The sequence below is a fragment of the Paenibacillus sp. FSL M8-0334 genome (assembly GCF_038000405.1).
GTDB classification, from domain to species: domain Bacteria; phylum Bacillota; class Bacilli; order Paenibacillales; family Paenibacillaceae; genus Paenibacillus_AQ; species Paenibacillus_AQ campinasensis.
In genome coordinates this window covers 385548-404579 of record NZ_JBBOCH010000002.1, presented here as the reverse complement: position 1 = coordinate 404579, position 19032 = coordinate 385548, and the positions used below count along the sequence as shown (strand labels likewise).

Below are 19032 nucleotides of genomic sequence, written 5' to 3'. Positions count from 1 at the left end.
TAATACCTATATTACAATATCTCACATCCGATGTGCAAAAGAAAAAACCGATTCCCGCGTAATTGCTTTTCGCGCTGGAAATCGGTTTGTAGCGGGAACTACCGTCCCCGCAAGAGGTCCGGTTACATATACGTCGGCGGGCTGACATTCGCCGGATGCTCACCGACGTTTGGCGTATGTGCGAATGTGCCGATTCCCGCTGACTTCTGGCTGATCAGGTCACGGGTCTTCTGAACCGTCTGCTGTGCCTGCTGATGCTGCTTGTCCACGTCCATTTTCAATGCATGTGGAATGGAGGCAGAATATTGGTTTTGCTGCTGGATCAGATGATACATCTCGCCCTGCAGTTTGAGTGTATCCATCGTCAAGTTCGTGAACATTTGTCTTACTGTAGGACAAGACGCCTCGGTTGTAGCCGTTGTATATTCACGAACGGTCCGTTTCAGCTCTCCCAGAATGAAATTGAGCAATTCCTCCTGCGGCAAGAATGAAGCTTCGTTCTGCGTTGCCATCTTGTATAGTTCCTCCTTATTTCATAAATGTGTCAACAGGGACAAGTCGGCTTGAGTCAAGCAAACGAATGCCAACCGCCTTTACCTTTACCACACCCTAGCCTGCTCTTTACTGCGGCTGAGCCGGGGCAATTCCTTTATGGGCTTCCAGCGCACCCACCAGTTCGTTCAAATGCTGCTCATGCCGCTGCACGAATCCCATCAGGGCCTGCTGCACCATCTTGTCCTGAGCGCTGGCCGCGGTTGCAGCCGCGTGCTTGGCGAGCATGCTTTCGTTGGAAATGCAGTCAACGATATAGTCTAGTTCCTTGGACGTCAAGGGCAACATCTGATTTTGATTTTGAGTCGTCATGCTGTTAATCCCCTTTCCATATAGAGTCACACCCGTAGTATGCCTTCTCACGCAAAATCTATGTTCCCGTGGGTAATATTAACGTAAGCCGCATACACAAAGGGAGGTTCTAGCAATGCAGCTTACATTCGGCACTACCCCCTGGACATATCTGGACTCCACTGCCCATATCCCCCGTTACCCCCGTCTGGAGGAGAGAACGGATTGTGACGTGCTCATCATTGGCGGCGGCATCAGCGGCGCGCTGGCCGCATATATGCTAACCGAGCAAGGGGCCAAGACGGTGCTGCTGGAGAAAAGCCGCGTCTGCAGTCAAAGCACCGGAGCCAATACCGGGCTGCTTCAATTTATGAATGATGACTCGCTTACCCAAATTATCCAGATGTTCGGCGATGAACGCGGGACCCGAATTTACGAATTGTGTACCGACGCTATTGTTCAGTTGGGACGCATTGCTCAAGGGCTGTCCGTCGATGCCCAATTCATACCGCGGAGCTCCCTGTATTACTCAAGCACGCCGGAGGAGGCCGGCTCCCTCCGTCAGGAATACGATCTGCTGAAACGGAAGGGATTCCCTGTTTCCTATTGGGACAGGCAGCAGATCAAATCCGCCTTTCCCTTCTCGAAGTCGGCTGCCATATACTCGCACGGGGATGCCGAGGTCAATCCGTTCCGGCTTGGGCTGGGCTTGCTGGAAAAGGCTGCTTCTCAGGGGCTGCGAGTATACGAGAGAAGCGGTGTAAACCGCGTTGCCTATACGGATACAGAAGTGACTGTGTACACGGAGACTGGCGCTGTCCTGGCCCGAAATGTCATTTGGGCTGCCGGCTATGCTCTGCAGGACTGGAAGCCTGATGCTATTGCCGAGCGGGTGTTTACGTATGCGCTGCTGACCGAGCCCGTTCAGGACCTGTCCTGGTGGCATGAGCGCGCTCTGATCTGGGAAAGCCATCGGCCTTATCTGTACTTTCGCACGACGCCGGACAATCGCATTATCGCCGGGGGACTCGATGAGCCCATCCGGGAATTGCATCGTCCGGCCAAGCTGCTGCAGGAGCGAAGCGAGCGGCTGCTTCAGGATCTGGCGCGGCTGTTTCCTGAACTGAGCAGCATCCGTCCGGCTTGCAGCTGGGGCGGAGTATTCGCCAATACGGTAGACGGCCTGCCGCTCATAGGGCCTCACCCCGAATATCCGCACAGTTATTTTATCGAGGCGTATGGCGGCAACGGCATGGTGTACAGCTACATCGCTGCCAGGCTGCTCGCGGATACGCTGGCGGGACACCAGCGGGAGGAGCTGGCCTGGTTCGATCTCTGGCGCTCGTTTTCGCACCCATCCGCTCCCCACTCCAACTGAAACAACCTCCAGCTCGGCTATGACGCCAGTCTGGAGGTTGTTTTTGGAACAATCGTATAGGTAGGCTAAGCAGCATGCTGCTTCCAGGAAAAAAGCTTGCGCATGAACATCCAAGCCCCGACGGGAGAGGCGCCCAGCAAAAGCATCAGCAACGTGATCGTGGACGGGTCGCGGCGAAAAGCAAGCACCCCTATAAAAATGAGCAGCCCCGCAATACGCCCGGTCATAAGACTCAGTTCCCTCAGCGCCACAAGCTCCACTCTTTTCTCAACGTTATCGCGGTTGGCGCCCATCAGATCGAAGCTGACCGAGACGGCAGGCAGCATGAACAACGGAATAAACAGCGACGTTCCAATTCCGAGAATGAGCAGCGTCACATAATTCACCTTCCACAGCAGCGGCACGATCACAATGAGCAGCAGAACCGCCCCCACCAGCATTCCGACGCTTCGGCGGTGCGGCTTGAACCACTTGCCGGCCACCCAGTAGCTGACAAGCGATACCAGGGACGTAATGAGGGCAAACTGCCCGATCTTCGCTTCCTGGTCTGTCGCTACATAGACAAGGATAAAAATAAGGAAGGAAAATACCCCTTCCCTAATCCCCTGAAAGATCAATCCCCCTACGGCATGACGCCACATGCGGCTCTCCTTCAGCTTGCGATAGCCCTCGAGCCAGTCGTAGCCGCCCTGAACCGGGCGCTTGCGGAGAAAGAAGCTGAGGACCACGGTAGCCGCGTATATGATCATCGACACGGTAAATATAAACCGGTATCCCCGCTCCCCGTGCATCATCGTAATGATTAAACCCGCAGCCCAAGGCCCGATAATGCCGGTCACAGAACCAAGCAAGCCGAGCCAGCCGTTGAACCAGTCCCGGTTGCTTGCCTCCGATATCTCAAAATAGACGACGTTAAAGGCGAGCCAGAACAAACCAAGCGACACACCAAGAAGAAGCCCGAGCGGCCATATATATTCTACCGCCTGATTCCCGGCCCACAACACGCATAAATAAAAAAGCCCCGACACCCCTATGCCGAGGCGAAGCGCATTCATTTTATTGTATTCCTTCACCCATTTGCCGGCTGCTATGAACGTAATCCCGAGCGCAATCTGCTGCGCAATCGTAAACCAGCCAAGCATGGCGTAATCCTGACGGCTTTTCCACAAATACACATTAAGGAATGTGCCCGACAATGCACCGGATAACATAAACAAAGCATGCACCGTTAACAGAAGTACAGACTGAGGGTCCTTGTTTCGACTCATTCCAGATCCTCCCTTGGCTCTACACTTGAAGTCCTGGCTATTGTACCCCCAAGGCGTCAAGTTCATGAACGGGAGCCTGTCCATCTCATGCCAAAATAAATAAGAAAAAGCCAACCCCCTCTATCAATCGAAGGGGATTGGCTTAATTGGTACGAAGGCTACTTCTGGTTATCGATAAGCCCTCGAATAAGTCGCAAGCGGTCTTCCTCGGCCAAGCTGGTATGCACCTGGAAGCATCCCGGACAAATATATACATGCAGATCAAACGGCGGCTTCAGCAGCGGCCCTTTGACGAGGGCTGGCGTAGCCGGCGTGAATCCTTCCTCGACCCGCTGGGTTCCGGCCAGCAGCATGTACTCCCGGCAGTGAACGCATTCCGGCGCCTCTTCCTGCTCATCAAGCAGCTTCTCCACCGACTCCTCGAACGCGTATAGGTCCACATCATCACCGTACTTGTCAATCGTGCGCAGCGACGACAATGATTCGGTCTCCGGGGGCCAGAACGAACCGGACGCTGTCTCCTCCTCATCATCGCGATCCGAGATGTCTACTTCCTCATCCAGCTCCGCTTCTTCCTCTTCTGTGCCCAGTGCAATATTCAATGTGCGGTACCCTTTCAGCTCATTGGCGCAATGAGGGCAAGTCTCCTCTGGACCTATCTCCTCATCCCACACAATTTCAGTTTGGCACCATGGGCATACTGTAGGTTCCATAGGCTCTTCATTCCTTTCCATATTCAAACGGCCTTCCATCCTTCAGGCAGCAGGCCCTTGTACTCCCTATCTATTGGTTCATCAAATACACGATGCCTGATACAAAAAAGATCAAGGCAACCGCAAACAGAATTCGCGGCAAATATTTCATCCTCTTCGTCCCCCCGAAGCCATCAATATGAATCGGTTAACATCCGCTTGCGTTCCTGCTGATCATCCCAAAATGCTGGAGCCGATAATGTAGGACAGCGACACGGTAATCAGCATGACCGTCAGCCCCACCGCACGGTTATCCTTCGAAATTTCCTCATCAACCGAGAATACCGGTGTTAAAAACTCCAGCAGCAGATAGGCAACCAGCAGCAGTATAAACCCGAAAAAGGACCACTTGATCATCCCGTAAATCGAGGTATTCGCTGTAATACTGTATCGCATTACGTTGCAAAGTGCAAAAATTTTGCCTCCGGTGACCATTGCAGCCGCTACATTTCCTTTACGTATCTCATCCCAGCAGTTGTATTTTGTCACCCATTCAAAACAGGACAGATATACGATAAGCGCCAAAATCGCCACCGAGAAAAAGCCGACCAGCACACCCAGCGGATGTGTCAGCAATTGATCGATCATTTCCGTCATTGCTCTCTTGTTCCTCCCCAAGCTGCACCTCGCCGCTCAGGCTCAAGGCGCACCGAATTGTGCTTCTATTGTATACGCACGGAAAGAGATGCTGGTTTCTTATTCTTAGTTAACGACAACGCTATTTCAGCTCCGCGATCGTCACACCGGCACCGCCTTCTCCATAATTGCCGAGACGGTAGCTCTTGACATGCTTGTGCTTCCGCAAATACTCCTGAATGCCGGAGCGGAGAATGCCGGTTCCTTTGCCGTGAATGATGTAGATTTGGCCCAGATTACCAAGGAACGCCTCGTCGATAAACCGGTCGACCTCAATTAGCGCCTCTTCCAGATTCGCCCCGCGCAGATCAAGCTCATTGCGGCTGCTTGCATCCCTTGTCCGCTTAAGCACCGTCGCCTGCTGTCTTGGCGCCTGCTTAGAAGCCGGAACGGACTCCGACAGCAACTCGAGATCGTCCAGAGCCACCTTCATTTTCATGATGCCAAGCTGCACGAGTGCTTCCTTCGAGCCAGCCAGCTCAACGACATGGCCCTTCTGATTCAGGCTGAGCACTCTCACCTCATCGCCGGCCTCAATGCTGCGCTGCTTCTTGCCTGCCGTCTGGTGGCCAGCCTTTCGGCGCTGCTCCGGCACAGCATCTTCCAGCCTTTTGCGGGCGGCAATCAGCTTGTGGTCTTTCACCGCTGCGCCTTCCTGAGCAAGCTTGCGAAGCTCGGCAATGATGTCTTCCGCTTCGCTCCGAGCCTTATCAACGATCTTCTTGGCGTCGGTGCGAGCTTTCTCCACCAGTTTGTCCCGCTGCTCCTCCAGCTTCTGCAGCTCCTGCTGATGGCGAGCCCGCAGCGCCTCCATCTCCTGGCGGACCTGCTCCGCACGCTCGCGCTCGACTTCGGCAGAATGCCGATTCTCCTCCAGCGAAGCGATCATATGCTCCACCCGCTGATCTTCTTCCTTCACCTCGCCGCGGGCGAAGTCGAGAATCGTTCCCGGCAGACCAAGCCGCTCTGCAATCGCAAAGGCGTTGCTTCGGCCAGGAACGCCGACCAGCAGTCGATACGTCGGGCTCAAGGTGTTGATATCAAACTCCATGCTCGCATTGATAACCCCTTTGCGCTCATACGCGTAGGCCTTCAGCTCGGAATAGTGGGTTGTCGCGACCATGCGGCAGCCGGTGCGGTGGATATGTTCCAGGATCGCAATGGCAAGCGCCGATCCTTCTGCCGGGTCTGTGCCAGCGCCGACTTCATCGAGAAGAACCAGGCTTTTCGGAGTCATCGTGTTTAATATCCGGATAATATTGGTCATATGGCTTGAGAAGGTACTCAGGCTCTGCTCGATGCTCTGCTCATCGCCGATATCGGCAAAAATCGCATCGAACACGCACATCTGGCTCCCCTCTTCCGCCGGAATGAAGAGACCCGACATCGCCATCAGATTCAGCAGGCCGATCGTTTTCAGCGTGACCGTCTTGCCCCCGGTGTTCGGACCGGTCACGATGATGGAGGTGAAGTCATTGCCAAGCTCCACGTCAATCGGAACGACCTGTTCTCTCGGAATCAGCGGGTGCCTTCCTTTTCTCAGCTTCAGATAGCCTCTGTCATTCATGCGCGGAAGCACCGCTTTCATCACATGGGCCATCCGCGCTTTGGCAAAAATAAAGTCAAGCTGTCCAACGATGTCGATATCCATCGCGATCAGGTCGGCCTGCTCGCCGACTTTGGCGCTCAGCTTCTGCAAAATCGCTTCAATTTCGCGCTCTTCGCGAATCCGCGTCTCCCGCAGCTTGTTGTTCATCGCTACAATCGATTCCGGCTCGATGAACAGGGTTGCGCCTGAACCGGACTGATCATGCACGATCCCGCCAAAATAAGAGCGGTACTCCGCCTTAACCGGGATAACAAAGCGATCGCCGCGAATGGTAATCAGCTGATCCTGGAGCATCTTCGCTACCGATTGCGAACGAATCATGGACTCCAGCTTTTCCCGGATGCGGGCCTCGCCGTTTCGCAGCTCCCGTCTGATCTGGGCCAGCTCCGCGCTTGCGGAATCCAGCACCTCGGCCGTGTCGTCGATGCATGCCTTGATGTCATCCTCCAGCGGCTTCTGCTCCGAGATCAGCTCGCTAAGGTTATACAGCATCTCGATCGGCTCATCCTCGTGCACCCCGGCGATAAAGCGCTTGAGCCGCCTCGACCCATGAATCGTATTGGCTGTGGCCAGCAGTTCATGCGTGCCGAGCGTCCCACCGATCTTCGCCCGCTTCAGCGCTTCCCTCACATCGGTAATGCCGCTCAAGGACGGTGTTCCTTTAAGCCGGTCGACAGTGTAAGCCTGATCGGTCGCAGCCAGCAGGCGCTTCACCTCTTCCAGCTGTGCGACAGGCTTCAACTGTTCAGCAGCCGTACGCCCCATCGACGTTTGTGTATATTCTGTTAATGTATTTAAAATCTTCCGATATTCCAGCGTTTTCAAAATCTTGTCATCCAAAGAAGTTCACTACTCCTCTCAATCAATGCCTATATTATAACGAAAGCCGGGCAAATAAGCTATTTCCGTTCTTCAGCTTATGGATAAATCCTTCCATACATAACAACAGCAAAGATGGAACAAAATAAATTCTGCGTAACACTCCAGTTCCTATTCTAAGGAGGCAAACAATCATGCAATTTCTCGGGCATGTCGTTCGATTTATCGTAGCCGCGCTCGTTCTTATGGTTGTGGGATGGATCGTTCCCCAATTCTCGGTAGGCGGATTTGGCAGCGCCTTGCTGCTCTCCCTTGTCATTGCCCTGATCGGCTGGGCGATTGAAGGGATTTTCGGCAAAAAAGTTACGCCTTTCGGACGCGGGATCGTAGGCTTCCTGGTCAGTGCACTTGTTATCTACATTGCCCAGTTCGTCGTTGGTGGCGTAAGTGTGTCTGTATTAGGCGCCATTCTTGCAGCACTCGTGATCGGGATTATCGATCTGTTCATCCCTGTCTCGACGCCGTTTGAAGCCGGTAAAAGCAGAAACAACGACTGATCTGGTGCTTGATCAGGGGATGAGCTGCTTGTGCAGCGTAAAACAGGGAAGGCTGCCCTTAAGGTCTTTGAGCTTGGGGCGGCCTTTGCTGTTTTTTTGCGGTTACTCACATTGAAGATTACGCCGTCCACTCATAGCAGGACAAGCAGCGTTCACCAATTTTTCAAATCAGACATGTGCATCCTTTTCCAATCTGGGCTATGATAAAGGTTGAAAATTCATATTTATTTTATATATAGGGGAGATTAATATGAAAAAAAGCATTGCACTCGCGGTGACGTGTGCTCTTCTTCTTGTACTGGCAGCCTGCGGCGGAAATCAAAACGAAGCCCAGAATGATTCCGGCATTATGGAGACCGGTGTGGCTCCTGAAGCAGAGCTTGTAATCAAAGGCTCCAACTTCAAGTTTGATCAGGAGGAGTATCATTTGAAGAAGGGGGTGCCTGTCCAAATCTCTTATGAGAACGAGGAGGGCAACCACGGCATTATGATTCCCGGCCTTGGCCTTCAGCTTGACCGCAACAACAACTCCAAAGTTATCGTTCCGGAGGAAACCGGGGAATTTGAAGTTTCCTGCTCCATCATGTGCGGTTCCGGACATAGCCAGATGATCTCCAAGATCATCGTTGAGGAATAAGCAGCACCATCATCTGAAATGATGACATAGGCAGCTATTGCTGCTGTATAACGTTATTCGTAAAAGAGCGCTCATCCGTGGCCGTCTGGACCATGAATGACCGCTCTTTTATTGCATGTATGCCACAGACTGGCCGCGCCCATGCCCCGCCTAGACAGCGAAAGCATGGAGAACAGGCCGGCAGCCGGGTGTTAATGCTGATCCTGCTCAATCAGTTCAATCCACTCGTTGTATTCCACCTGAAGCTTGGCGTATTCATCCTGCAGCTTCGCATATTCATCCTGCAGTTTGGCATGCTCCTGGGCCAGCTTCTCACTCTTCTCCGCCTGCATCTCTTGTTCGGACTGCATCATCCGATACTGATGCATCACCATCTCATACTGCTCTCCAAGCTGGGCATATTGTTCGGAGGCGCTATTCTTCTCCTCCTCCAGCCGCTCGCAGGTCTGACGGGAAGCGGCAATCTCACGCTGCCATGTCTGAAGCTCCTCCTCATAAGCACGCTGAGCCTGCTGCAGCTCGTTGCGCTCGGCAGCCAGTTCATCGTACTTCGACTGCCAGCTGGCCATCTCTTGTTCCGAGCGGGTCAGCCGCTCTCTTAGTTCCTGCTCCGCCTGCTCGCTGACTGCCGCCTTCTTGCGCAGCTCCTCCAGCTGGCTGGAGACCGTGTCATACTCTTCCTCCAGCATGGCATACAGCTTGGCTGTTTCCTCTTCCCGAAGCGCCGCCTCCTTGCCGAAACGCTCCAGCTCTTCGTATTTCAGCTGAAGCTGCTTCAGCTCCTCCTGCGCACGGATTCGGCTGGCTGCCGCTCTCTCCGCCTCGTCCTTCAAAGCTGAGAGTTCCTGCTGCAAGGATGTCAAGCTCTCTTCCAGCGTCTCGTTAGCTTCCATCAGCTCCACGATTCGCATCTCGAGTTCGCCGGTTTCCTCCTTGCGCTGCTCGGCCAGCTTGCGCCATGACTCCAGCTCGGAGTTTAGCGACTTGGCCTCTTCCTGCAGCTTGCGGTTTGTCTGGTTGGCATCAACGACAAGCTTCTGCAAGCGGCGGCGCTCCTCCTCGGATTTGGCCTCTTCCGCTTTCCGTTCATGCAACTCCTGCGCCTGTTCCTCGACCTTCGCACGGGCAGAGGTCAGCTCCTTGCGCAGACCATCCGCCTCTTGCTCTACGTTCGCAAGCTGCTCCTTCAGCTTGGCCGAGTCGGTGCGAATCGCATTCATATCCTTCTCCGCCGCAGATAAGCGAGTCTTCAGCTGCTCGCCTTGACTACGCTGCTCAGCTAGCTGCTGCTCCATCTTCCGCGCTGCTTCCGTATGCCGCTGCTCGCTTTGAGCCAATGCTTGCTTTCGGCTGTTCTCCAGCTTGTCCAGCGCTTGCTTGTGCTCATCCGCCAGCTGTTTCAGCTGCTGCGCATGATTGCGCTTTAGATCCTCCAGTGCCTGCTTGTGGCGCCGTTCCATTTCCTCAAGCTCGCCTGTCCGCTTCTCCTCAAGCTGCCGCTTCTCCTCCGACAATGCCTGCACCCGCTCGGACTCCTTCTGAAGCAGCTCCTTCGTCCGCTCAGCCTCTGCGCTCAAATTCTCATTCTCGGCACGATATTGCTCGGCCAGCGCGGTCTTCTCCGCCAGCTTCTGCTCCATTTGCTCACTCTGCTGCCGATGCCGCTCCTGCTGTTCAATCTGCAGTCCCTGAACTTTGGCAAGCTCGGAGCGCAGCTCGTTACGCTCGGCCGTGAGCTGTCTGGCTTCATCCCGGTACTGCTGCATCTGCAGCGCTTCCTCTGCCATATGTACCGCTGCAAGGACAGCGATGCGCGGGGTGTCCAGGCGCGAATGGTTCTTGGAAATGGTGCGCATACGCTCATCTACATAACTGGCAACCTGCTTCGTATACTCCGCGCTGTTGCCAACAAGTTTATAAGAAGTTCCGTATATCTCTACAGTTACACGAGAACGGTCCGGTGTAGTCACAGTTGTGCCCTCCTTCAAATGTGAGTAGATTCTAAGATGTCTATCAGTGGTCATGCCTCTTTCATCATTATATATGAGAAAAGATGTCCAGACGAACCTTCATGTTGTCGGGGCAGTCGAATCCTATCATCAAGCAAGAACAAATAGCCCGCATCGAATCTCTTACCGTAAATGGATTCGATGCGGGCTTTCACAATTCCTGCTATTTTCTTAATTCCGCGCCAAAAGTTTGCTCCAGCGCCAAAACGGCTTTTTCCGTCACTGCTGCGACTTCTTCATCCGTCAGCGTCCGCTCTTGATGGCGGTACGTGAGCGAGATCGCAACGCTCTTTTTCCCTTCGCCAAGCTTGCTTCCTGTGAACACATCGAATACTCTGACGTTTTGCAGCAGTTCGCCCGCATGCTCGCGAATGACACGGATCAGTGCAGCCGCTTCGATCGCTTCATCAACCACGATAGCCAAATCGCGCTCCATGCCCGGGAATCGTGGCAGCTCGCGGTATTGCACACGGCTGTTCGCCAGCTCGTAAAGCGGCTCAAGACGAATTTCCGCAGCATACGTATCCTCCAGATCCAGCTCCTGCTGAATCGTCGGATGAATTTGCCCCAGAATCCCGAGCAGCTGCTTGCGCTCGCCAGTTCCGACATATACCGAGGCCGAGCGTCCAGGATGGAAGCTCTTCGGCTGATTCGCTTCATACGAGACTTGATCGGCATCGATGCCCAGATAGCTGAGAATGCTCTCCAGCGCGCCCTTCAGATCAAAGAAATCGACCTTCTCCGGCTGTGTGTTCCACTGCTTCGTTCCTTTGCGCCCGGACAGCAGCAGTCCGAGAACCGGGCTTTCCTCAGGCTGACGAGTCAGCACGTCCTCATCGGTGTGGAACAAGTTCCCGATTTCAAACAGCGCCAGATCCGGCTGTTTGCGGTTGCTGTTATACACCGCAACATCCAGCAGCTGCGGCAGCAGGCTTGTGCGCAGCACGCCGCGATCCTCACTCATCGGCATCGCCAGCTTAACCGCCTTGGCAGCCGGGTTAAGTCCTGTAAAAGCTTCAGCCTGCTGCGGATGAATGAAGGAGTAGCCAAGCACCTCCTGGAAGCCGCCATGCGTCAGCAGCTTGCGCAGCGAGCGGCGAACCGCCTGTGCCTTCGTCAGTGCGCCTGGTGTTGTCGGCCCTTCAATCGCCGTGGTCGGAATGTTGTCATAGCCGTACAGACGCGCAACCTCTTCAATGAGATCCACATCCAGCTGGATGTCTCCGCGGCGGGTTGGCACTTCAACGTCCAGCAGGCCCGTATCCGCGTCACCGCACGGGAAATGCAGGCGGCTGAAGATCGTTTTGACCTCAAGCAGCGACAATTGCGTGCCCAGATAACGATTCAGCTTCTCCAGCGACAGCTTCAGCACTTTCGCTTCAGCCTTCGCATCGCCGGCTTCTACGATCCCCTGATGCACAGCCCCTCCGGCATATTCAGCCATCAACTCCGCCGCACGGTTCAGTGCCGGAATGACAGCCGCCGGATCCACTTCCTTCTCGAACCGGGAGCTGGCTTCCGAGCGCAGGCCGAGCTGGCGGGAAGTTTTGCGTACCGTCCCGCCATCGAACTTCGCCGACTCCAGGAAAATATTGACCGTAGCGTCTGTGACCTCCGAATCGAGGCCGCCCATCACACCGGCTAGAGCGGCTGGCTTTCCGCCCGAGGCGATGACCAGCATATGCGGCTCAAGTCTGCGCTCCTGCCCATCGAGCGTCACCATCTTTTCGCCGGCTTCCGCAAGACGAACATGGATGGCGCCGTCTGTCAACCGATCCGCGTCAAACGCATGCAGCGGCTGTCCGTACTCCAGCATCACATAGTTTGTGATATCCACGATGTTGTTGATCGGACGAATGCCAGCTGCCATCAGACGGTTCTGCATCCACAGCGGAGATGGGCCAATGGTCACACCGGCAATATAGCGGGCCGCATAATGGCTGCATTGCTCCGGGGCATCAATGCGGACAGCGATGCGATCCGATGCCGGATTTCCGGTTTCTTCCAGATTCTTCTCCGGCTGCGGCAGCGTCAATTCCCGTCCCAGAATAGCGCTCACTTCATACGCCGCGCCAACCATGCTAAGGCAATCCGAACGGTTTGGCGTCAGATCCAGCTCCAGTACCTGATCGTTTAGCCCAAGCACCTCAACAATCGGTCTACCGATTTCCGTATCCTCCGGAAGAACAAGAATCCCTTCCTGAAGCTCCTTTGGAAGCAGCTTGTCATTCATGCCCAGCTCTTTGGCAGAACAGATCATGCCTTGGGACAGCACGCCGCGCAGCTTCGCTTTCTTGATGTCGAGCCCGCCCGGCAGCTTGGCGCCCACCAGCGCCACCGGCACCTTTTGTCCGGCATCCACATTTTTCGCTCCGCATACGATCTGCAGGTCCTCTTCTTGACCGGCATCCACGATGCATACGTTCAGCTTGTCGGCGTCCGGATGCTTCTCCTTGCTCTTGACATATCCGACGACCACCTTGCTGACCCCTTGATTGCGATTCTCAATAATATCAATCTCGATCCCTGCGGAGGTGATGCGGCTGGCCAGCTCCTCGGCCGTCACACCCTCCAGCGATATATAATCCGATAACCACTCGGTTGATACTCTCATCGTTTTCTCACTTCCCTTGTCGTTAAAGTTAGATCCGTGCGAACTGATTCAGGAATGACATGTCATTGTTGAAGAAGTGACGAATGTCATCCACGCCGTATTTAAGCATCGCGATGCGCTCAACCCCCATGCCGAAAGCAAAGCCGCTATACTTCTGCGGATCATATCCGCCCATCTCCAGCACCTTCGGATGAACCATCCCGCAGCCCAAAATTTCAAGCCATCCGGTATGCTTGCACACCCTGCAGCCACTGCCGCCGCATCTCACGCAGGACACATCCACCTCGGCACTTGGCTCCGTGAACGGGAAGAAGCTCGGACGCAGGCGGATGCGCGTATTATCGCCAAACATCTCCTGCACGAACTGCAGCAGCGTTCCCTTCAGGTCACTCATGCGAATATTCTCACCGATGACCAGCCCTTCGATCTGGTGGAACTGGAAGGAGTGAGTCGCATCATCATCATCCCGGCGGAATACACGGCCTGGACAAATGATTTTCACTGGCGCTTCCCCGGCCATTGCCAGCATCGTGCGCGCCTGTACCGGCGAAGTCTGGGTCCGCATCAGCAGATCCTCTGTTAGATAGAAGGAATCCTGCATATCACGGGCCGGATGGTTCTTCGGCAGATTAAGCGCCTCGAAGTTGAAATAGTCAGTCTCCACCTCCGGGCCCTCCGCGACGCGATAGCCCATGCCGATAAAAATATCCTCGATATCTTGGATAACCTTGCTGAGCGGATGAATCGCTCCTTGGGTTAATTTGCGCCCAGGCAGCGTCACATCAATCTTCTCGGCGCGAAGTCTCTCCTCGGTCTCCTTGGCGCGGAACGCCTCCTGCTTCTCGGTAATCACCTGTTCAATCGCTCCGCGTACATCGTTGGCAACTTGTCCAATGACCGGACGCTCGTCTGCGCTAAGTTGGCCCATACCGCGTAAAATTTCGGTAAGCGCCCCTTTTTTGCCAAGATACTTCACCCGCAGATCATTCAGCTGCTGCGGATCACTAACGCCTTGCAGCTCGGACAAAGCCGCCTGCTTCAATGCTTCCAATTTCTCTTTCATAGCTGTTTGCACACCCCTTCATAAACTCGTAAAGCTTCGGCTCGTTAACATCATCAAGGACAGAACCACTTTCCCGGAAAACAGACCGCGCCCTCACACGGAAGCGGAATTTATGTTGTGATATAAGGAAGCCGGGTCCTTCCAACCTTCTAAGCTTGCCTATATCAAAAAAGGCCTTTTCTCCCGCAAGGGACGAAAAGACCGTGGTACCACCCTAATTCACACACGCCCATCACCTTACGAACGGCTGGCTTCAGCCTCCGCTTGATACAGCTTCAGCCTGAACGGCTTACTGCCTGACGCCAAGCGATTCGCAGCAATGCGCATGCTCACTTTGCCGACGTAACGAATCGGACCCGTTACCCCCTACTGACCGGCGCCCGGCCGTGTTCAGGGGACTGCTCCGGAGCGAACTTCAGCAGCCTGATTCCGTGAAGATACTTTCAATCCATGGCATCTTCTCCCTGTACAGAAGCACTGCTTACTCTTCTCCATCATTGCATTTGGATATAAACATCATGTCTCATTATATTCATTATTGCCCTCCATGACAAGCGCATATCCTGACAGAAGGACAAAAAAGAGCGCCCGCCATGCTCGCCTAGGCAACAGCCTCATCCATTCACGCACGAGGCCAAGATCAAATTCATCTTTTTGATTTGTTAGCCTGCATGGCGCCCAGCTCTTCACGCAGCGCGCGAATTTCGCGAATGCGCTGCTGCTCCACCTCAGCCTCAGCCGGTTCAGCCTGTAGCAGCTCCTGAATGCGGTACTCCAGCTCCATGCGCCGATTATCCTTGCCAGTGTCTCCATGGATCACCGTGGTACGGGCCGCCTGCTCCTCTTCCTCCATCACAGTGCCTTCAAACCAGGCCGGCTGGCCGTCATCCTGCAGCGTAAGCAGGCGATTCGCCACCTGGCGAATCAAATACCGGTCATGGGAGACCAGCACCATCGCTCCCGGAAAGGAGGTCAGCACATTCTCAATCACTTCCCGGGTATCCACGTCGAGGTAATTGGTCGGTTCATCCAGTACCAGTAGATGCGCGCCGCTGAAGTACAGCTTCAGAAAAGCCGCACGGCATTTTTCACCCATGCTGAGATCTCCAATCTTCTTGTACACATCATCCCTGCTGAACAGAAAGCTTCCGAGAAGTGTTCGAGCCTGGCTTTGGGTCATCTCGGGCAAGACGAGCAGGCTGTCCAGCAGCGTAGCCTCCTGGTCCAAGTTGTCGAGCTCCTGGGAGAAATACCCGATGTTCAGCGCCGGATGGAGCACCACCTTCCCCTCCTGCGGATCCAGCTGCCCGAGCAGCAGCTTCAGCAGCGTCGTTTTGCCGCTTCCGTTCGCTCCCCGCACAGCAATCCGATCCCCGCGGTTCACCTGAAAGCTAAGCCGGTCAAACAGCCTGCGGTCACCGTAGGAAAACGACATATCCTCCACCCGGACGAGCGTTTTGGCCCCAAGCTCCTCCGCAGTCAGCTTCATATTCAGCTTCCGGACCTCCTTCGGTTTTCTGACCGCCTCCGACTCCAGCCGCTCAAGCGCCTTTTCCTTGGCATGATAGCGGGATATATTTTTATTGGCCTTGGCCTTGTAAAAGCTTGCGGTAATCTTGACCTCTTGATCTCCGGCAGCATTATGCGCCTTGTGGAACCATTCCCTGTACCGCCGGATCGATTCCTCCAGCGCTTTGCGTTCCTGCTCCTGCTTGCGATGCAGCGCCTCCTGCTCCCGGAGCTCACGCTCCTTCTCTCTCCTGTAGGCGGTATAGCCTCCCTTGTAGCGCTTGAGTCCGGCAGAGGTAAGCTCGCAGACAGCGGTCGCCGTGCGGTCGATAAATTCACGGTCATGGGAGACGTACAGCACCGTCCCTTTATACTCCTTCAGCCACTCCTCCAGCCACAGCAGGCTTTCCTGGTCCAGATGGTTGGTCGGCTCATCGAGCAGTAAGAACCGCGGCTCCTGGATCAGCAGTGACGCCAGCATCGCCCTTGTCTTCTGACCGCCGCTCAGACTGTGAAAAGGAGCGTCCCACAGCTGGCTTCCAATACCCATCAAGCTAAGGAAGCGTTCCACATCCGTCTCCCACTGAAAACCGCCAAGCGACTCGTAGTTTTCCATTAGAAGGCCATATCGCTCCAGAATATCTGTCCCCTCGGCATCGACGGAAGACTCATCCGTCTGCATCTTCCGCTCCGTTTCTTCCAGCTCCATTTTGAGCCGGGACAGCGCCTCGTTGCTTTTGCGCCGGACGGCTTCCAGCACACTCGCATCCCCCCAGGACGGCTCCTGTTCCATCCAGCCCCAGGCCGAGCGGGGCAAGCGGATGTCGATGCGCCCACCAGCAGCCTCACGCTCTCCGGTCAACAGGGACAGCAGGGTCGACTTGCCGCAGCCGTTTCGCCCGAACAGCGCAAGCCGCTCCCCTTCAGCGATCTCCAAATTCACATGTTCAAAAATCATTTTGCCAACCAGCTCAACTCGCAGATCCGTTGCTTTCAATATGATGGTCATGCCTCATCATCCTTTCCATTTGGCGGGAATAAACGCTAAAAAACCGCAGACAGTTGTCTGCGGCGGATAAGAGGAATGATGTAAGGTGACCGGCCTGGCGTGTGATCTCTGCCATAAGTCCAAAGCAAATAGGCATCATGTCTACTCCCGCTGGAGTTCCATGAGAAAGAATACACTGCTATCCAGGGATTATGAATGAATGCAATTCCAGCTCCTGCAAGCTGTGAGTCTCATCCTTCGGGCACACCTAATCTTCCCCTCTACCACCGTAGAGTAAGCGTCTGCTAACAAACCTGTGCAGCTGTCGCTTAATAAAAAGATAGGTGTACTTACTTCATCGGACGATAGTACCTCACATTCTTGGAATTTGCGTTCATTATACCAGAAGACGAGTACCGATGCCAAGTGCCGTTGCACGCTTCCAATAGTAACCGGCGATTCCAATATCAAAAACTGCAAGCCCCATCGGGTTGAAGAACACCGGCTCCCGCCGATCGGTCTGCAGCAGCTTCCGTTGCAATACAACATCAGCCAGGGTAATCACGTCGCGCTTTTGTAGGCCAAAGCGCGTATGCAGCAGCTCGATATCCGTGTTTTCCCGGCATACTTCTTCCCAGTCATCCACGACCACCGTAGCGATATGGGCCACGCTGTCCGGAGCATAATCACGCAGGGACACGCCGAGCAGCAGCATCCCTGGACGCGGCCGTTCATTGATATACCGTTCGTTAGAGACAGTACATGTAGCAAAAACATCCGAATTTCTATAAACTTCGCGCCAGTCTTGAGCCACCACCGTGAGCGGACGCAATTCAGCAGGAACCGCTGATACGTCAACGCCCTTCAGATCATAGAGGAAGACCCGCTTCAGCTTCATCCCGAGCAAAGCGGCGCACATGCGAAGATGCAGCTGGCCAATCGGCCCCCAGCCGATGATCCCCAACGCCACGTCAGGCCAGCCCTGCATCTCCATGTAAGCCTGCAGCATCATCCCGCTAACTGCCGCCGTCCGAAGTCCGCTAAGCAGCCCGCTGTGAACAATAGCCACCGGCTGCCCCGTATCCGTATCGTTCAATATGACCGTGTTATGAGCTCGCGGCAGCCCATGCGTTGGATTGTCCGGGAAACTGGCAATCCACTTGATCCCGGCCAGTTTGACGTCCCCTCCAACATAAGCGGGCATAGCAATGATCCGGTTCCGCGGGTTCTGAAATCTTAAGTAAGGCTTTAGCGGCCGAACGGTATCCCCTTCCTCTTCGGTGCGCAGAACCTCTTTTATTACTCCGGTCAAAACAGGCCAGTCGATCCCCGCTTCCCGAATATGATGATCATTTAAATACAGCATGCCGTTCATCCCTCCACCACACACGGATCAAAGCCCAGCACACGCCTCACCCACGCATCGTCATATACCGTATCCAGATAGCGCTCGCCCCGGTCCGGAAGAATCGCGGCACAAACCGCCCCCGGCGAAATGGCTGAGCGCATGCGGAGGATGGCGGATATGACGCCGCCGGAAGATGCGCCGGCCATAATGGCTTCGTGTTGCAGCAGCAGCCGGCAGCCCTCCACACATTCGCGGTCGGTTACATGCTGCACCAGGTCAGCCATATCCGGCCGGTACAATCCCGGAACGAGCGCGGCCCCGAGCCCCGGGAAAGCGCGTGAGCTTTTCTCTCCGCCAAATATAACGCTTCCAACAGCATCGACCGCCACAATCGTGGTATTCCAGCCTTTCGAACGAATAAAATCCGCGCAGCCACGGAGGGTTCCACAGGAGCTTACACCGCAAAAAAGATAATCGACCGGCCCCAAAGCCTCCCCGATTTCCCGCATGGTCGTCTCTGCATGAGCCAGGCTGTTATCCGGATTGGCGTACTGATTCGTCCAATAGGCATGCGGAATTTCGGCTACCAGCTGCTGCACCCGCTTGATCCGTGCGGGCAAGAATTCACGCGTTTCCGGATCCGGCTCAGACACGAGCTCAATCTCCCCGCCGTAGCTTTGGATGATGCGTTTATGCTGCTCCGTCGTCCGGGGGTCCACTACACAGATAAAGCGCAAGCCCAGCAGCCGGCATAGCTGAGCAAGGCTGATTGCCAGATTGCCTGAGCTGGATTCAATCACAACGCTTTGCGCGGTAATGTCGCCCCGCCTCAGCGCTTCCCTGAGCAGATATAAGGCCGGACGGTCTTTGGCGCTGCCGCCGGGATTCATCCCCTCCAGCTTCCCGTACACATGAAACGGCTCATTTTGAAACAGCCTTGACAGGGCTGCCAGCGGGGTTCTGCCGATAACATCTGCAATGCCGCCTTCCAGTTTCATCTGC

Annotated in this window: 15 protein-coding genes; 3 read left to right on the top strand and 12 right to left on the bottom strand. The window is 54.8% G+C overall.

What is annotated here, in order from left to right; translation table 11 throughout:
- Positions 1–122 precede the first annotated feature (122 nt).
- The gene (locus MKX64_RS16020; RefSeq protein WP_095266333.1) at positions 123–512 is read right to left on the bottom strand and encodes a spore coat protein; all 390 of its coding nucleotides are present in this window, start codon (positions 510–512) and stop codon (positions 123–125) included.
- A gap of 109 nt (positions 513–621) precedes the next feature.
- Positions 622–864, bottom strand: a complete 243-nt coding sequence (locus MKX64_RS16015; protein ID WP_095266332.1) for a hypothetical protein — start codon at positions 862–864, stop codon at positions 622–624.
- A 115-nt stretch (positions 865–979) separates the two neighbouring features.
- Between MKX64_RS16015 and MKX64_RS16010 the strand changes: the two genes are divergently transcribed.
- Positions 980–2221: an NAD(P)/FAD-dependent oxidoreductase gene (locus tag MKX64_RS16010; RefSeq protein ID WP_095266331.1), complete on the top strand. Its 1242-nt coding sequence runs from the start codon at positions 980–982 to the stop codon at positions 2219–2221.
- A gap of 65 nt (positions 2222–2286) precedes the next feature.
- Here the strand turns inward: MKX64_RS16010 and MKX64_RS16005 are convergent, their stop codons facing one another.
- From MKX64_RS16005 to MKX64_RS15990, 4 genes are all read right to left on the bottom strand, one after another.
- Positions 2287–3489, bottom strand: coding sequence for an MFS transporter (locus tag MKX64_RS16005; protein WP_095266330.1), 1203 nt, complete (start codon positions 3487–3489; stop codon positions 2287–2289).
- A gap of 158 nt (positions 3490–3647) precedes the next feature.
- On the bottom strand, positions 3648–4202 hold the full coding sequence (locus tag MKX64_RS16000) for a hypothetical protein (RefSeq protein ID WP_095266420.1): 555 nt from the start codon (positions 4200–4202) through the stop codon (positions 3648–3650).
- A gap of 213 nt (positions 4203–4415) precedes the next feature.
- Positions 4416–4838: a DUF350 domain-containing protein gene (locus MKX64_RS15995; protein WP_095266329.1), complete on the bottom strand. Its 423-nt coding sequence runs from the start codon at positions 4836–4838 to the stop codon at positions 4416–4418.
- A gap of 121 nt (positions 4839–4959) precedes the next feature.
- A complete protein-coding gene (locus MKX64_RS15990; RefSeq protein ID WP_341036602.1) occupies positions 4960–7326 on the bottom strand; it encodes an endonuclease MutS2 in 2367 nt (788 codons plus the stop codon).
- A gap of 173 nt (positions 7327–7499) precedes the next feature.
- Here MKX64_RS15990 and MKX64_RS15985 point away from each other — a divergent pair, with 173 nt between their 5' ends.
- Positions 7500–7862: a phage holin family protein gene (locus MKX64_RS15985; RefSeq protein ID WP_095266327.1), complete on the top strand. Its 363-nt coding sequence runs from the start codon at positions 7500–7502 to the stop codon at positions 7860–7862.
- Positions 7863–8112: 250 nt separating this feature from the next.
- A complete protein-coding gene (locus tag MKX64_RS15980; protein WP_095266326.1) occupies positions 8113–8499 on the top strand; it encodes a cytochrome C oxidase subunit II in 387 nt (128 codons plus the stop codon).
- Positions 8500–8690: 191 nt separating this feature from the next.
- Here MKX64_RS15980 and zapA read toward each other — a convergent pair whose 3' ends face one another.
- From zapA to sbnA, 6 genes are all read right to left on the bottom strand, one after another.
- Positions 8691–10469 carry a cell division protein ZapA gene (zapA, locus tag MKX64_RS15975; RefSeq protein WP_095266325.1) on the bottom strand — a complete coding sequence of 593 codons (1779 nt, stop codon included), beginning with the start codon at positions 10467–10469 and terminating at the stop codon, positions 8691–8693.
- A 202-nt stretch (positions 10470–10671) separates the two neighbouring features.
- The gene (gene pheT, locus MKX64_RS15970) at positions 10672–13122 is read right to left on the bottom strand and encodes a phenylalanine--tRNA ligase subunit beta (protein ID WP_095266324.1); all 2451 of its coding nucleotides are present in this window, start codon (positions 13120–13122) and stop codon (positions 10672–10674) included.
- A 28-nt stretch (positions 13123–13150) separates the two neighbouring features.
- Positions 13151–14185 (bottom strand): phenylalanine--tRNA ligase subunit alpha, encoded by a 1035-nt coding sequence (gene pheS / locus MKX64_RS15965; protein WP_095266323.1) that lies wholly within the window; start codon positions 14183–14185, stop codon positions 13151–13153.
- Positions 14186–14831: 646 nt separating this feature from the next.
- Positions 14832–16703, bottom strand: coding sequence for a ribosomal protection-like ABC-F family protein (abc-f, locus tag MKX64_RS15960; protein WP_341036596.1), 1872 nt, complete (start codon positions 16701–16703; stop codon positions 14832–14834).
- A gap of 376 nt (positions 16704–17079) precedes the next feature.
- Entirely contained in the window at positions 17080–18048 is a 969-nt protein-coding gene (locus MKX64_RS15955; RefSeq protein WP_095266419.1) for a 2,3-diaminopropionate biosynthesis protein SbnB, read from the bottom strand.
- Positions 18049–18053: 5 nt separating this feature from the next.
- Entirely contained in the window at positions 18054–19028 is a 975-nt protein-coding gene (gene sbnA / locus MKX64_RS15950) for a 2,3-diaminopropionate biosynthesis protein SbnA (RefSeq protein ID WP_230875654.1), read from the bottom strand.
- Between the last annotated feature and the right edge of the window lie 4 nt (positions 19029–19032).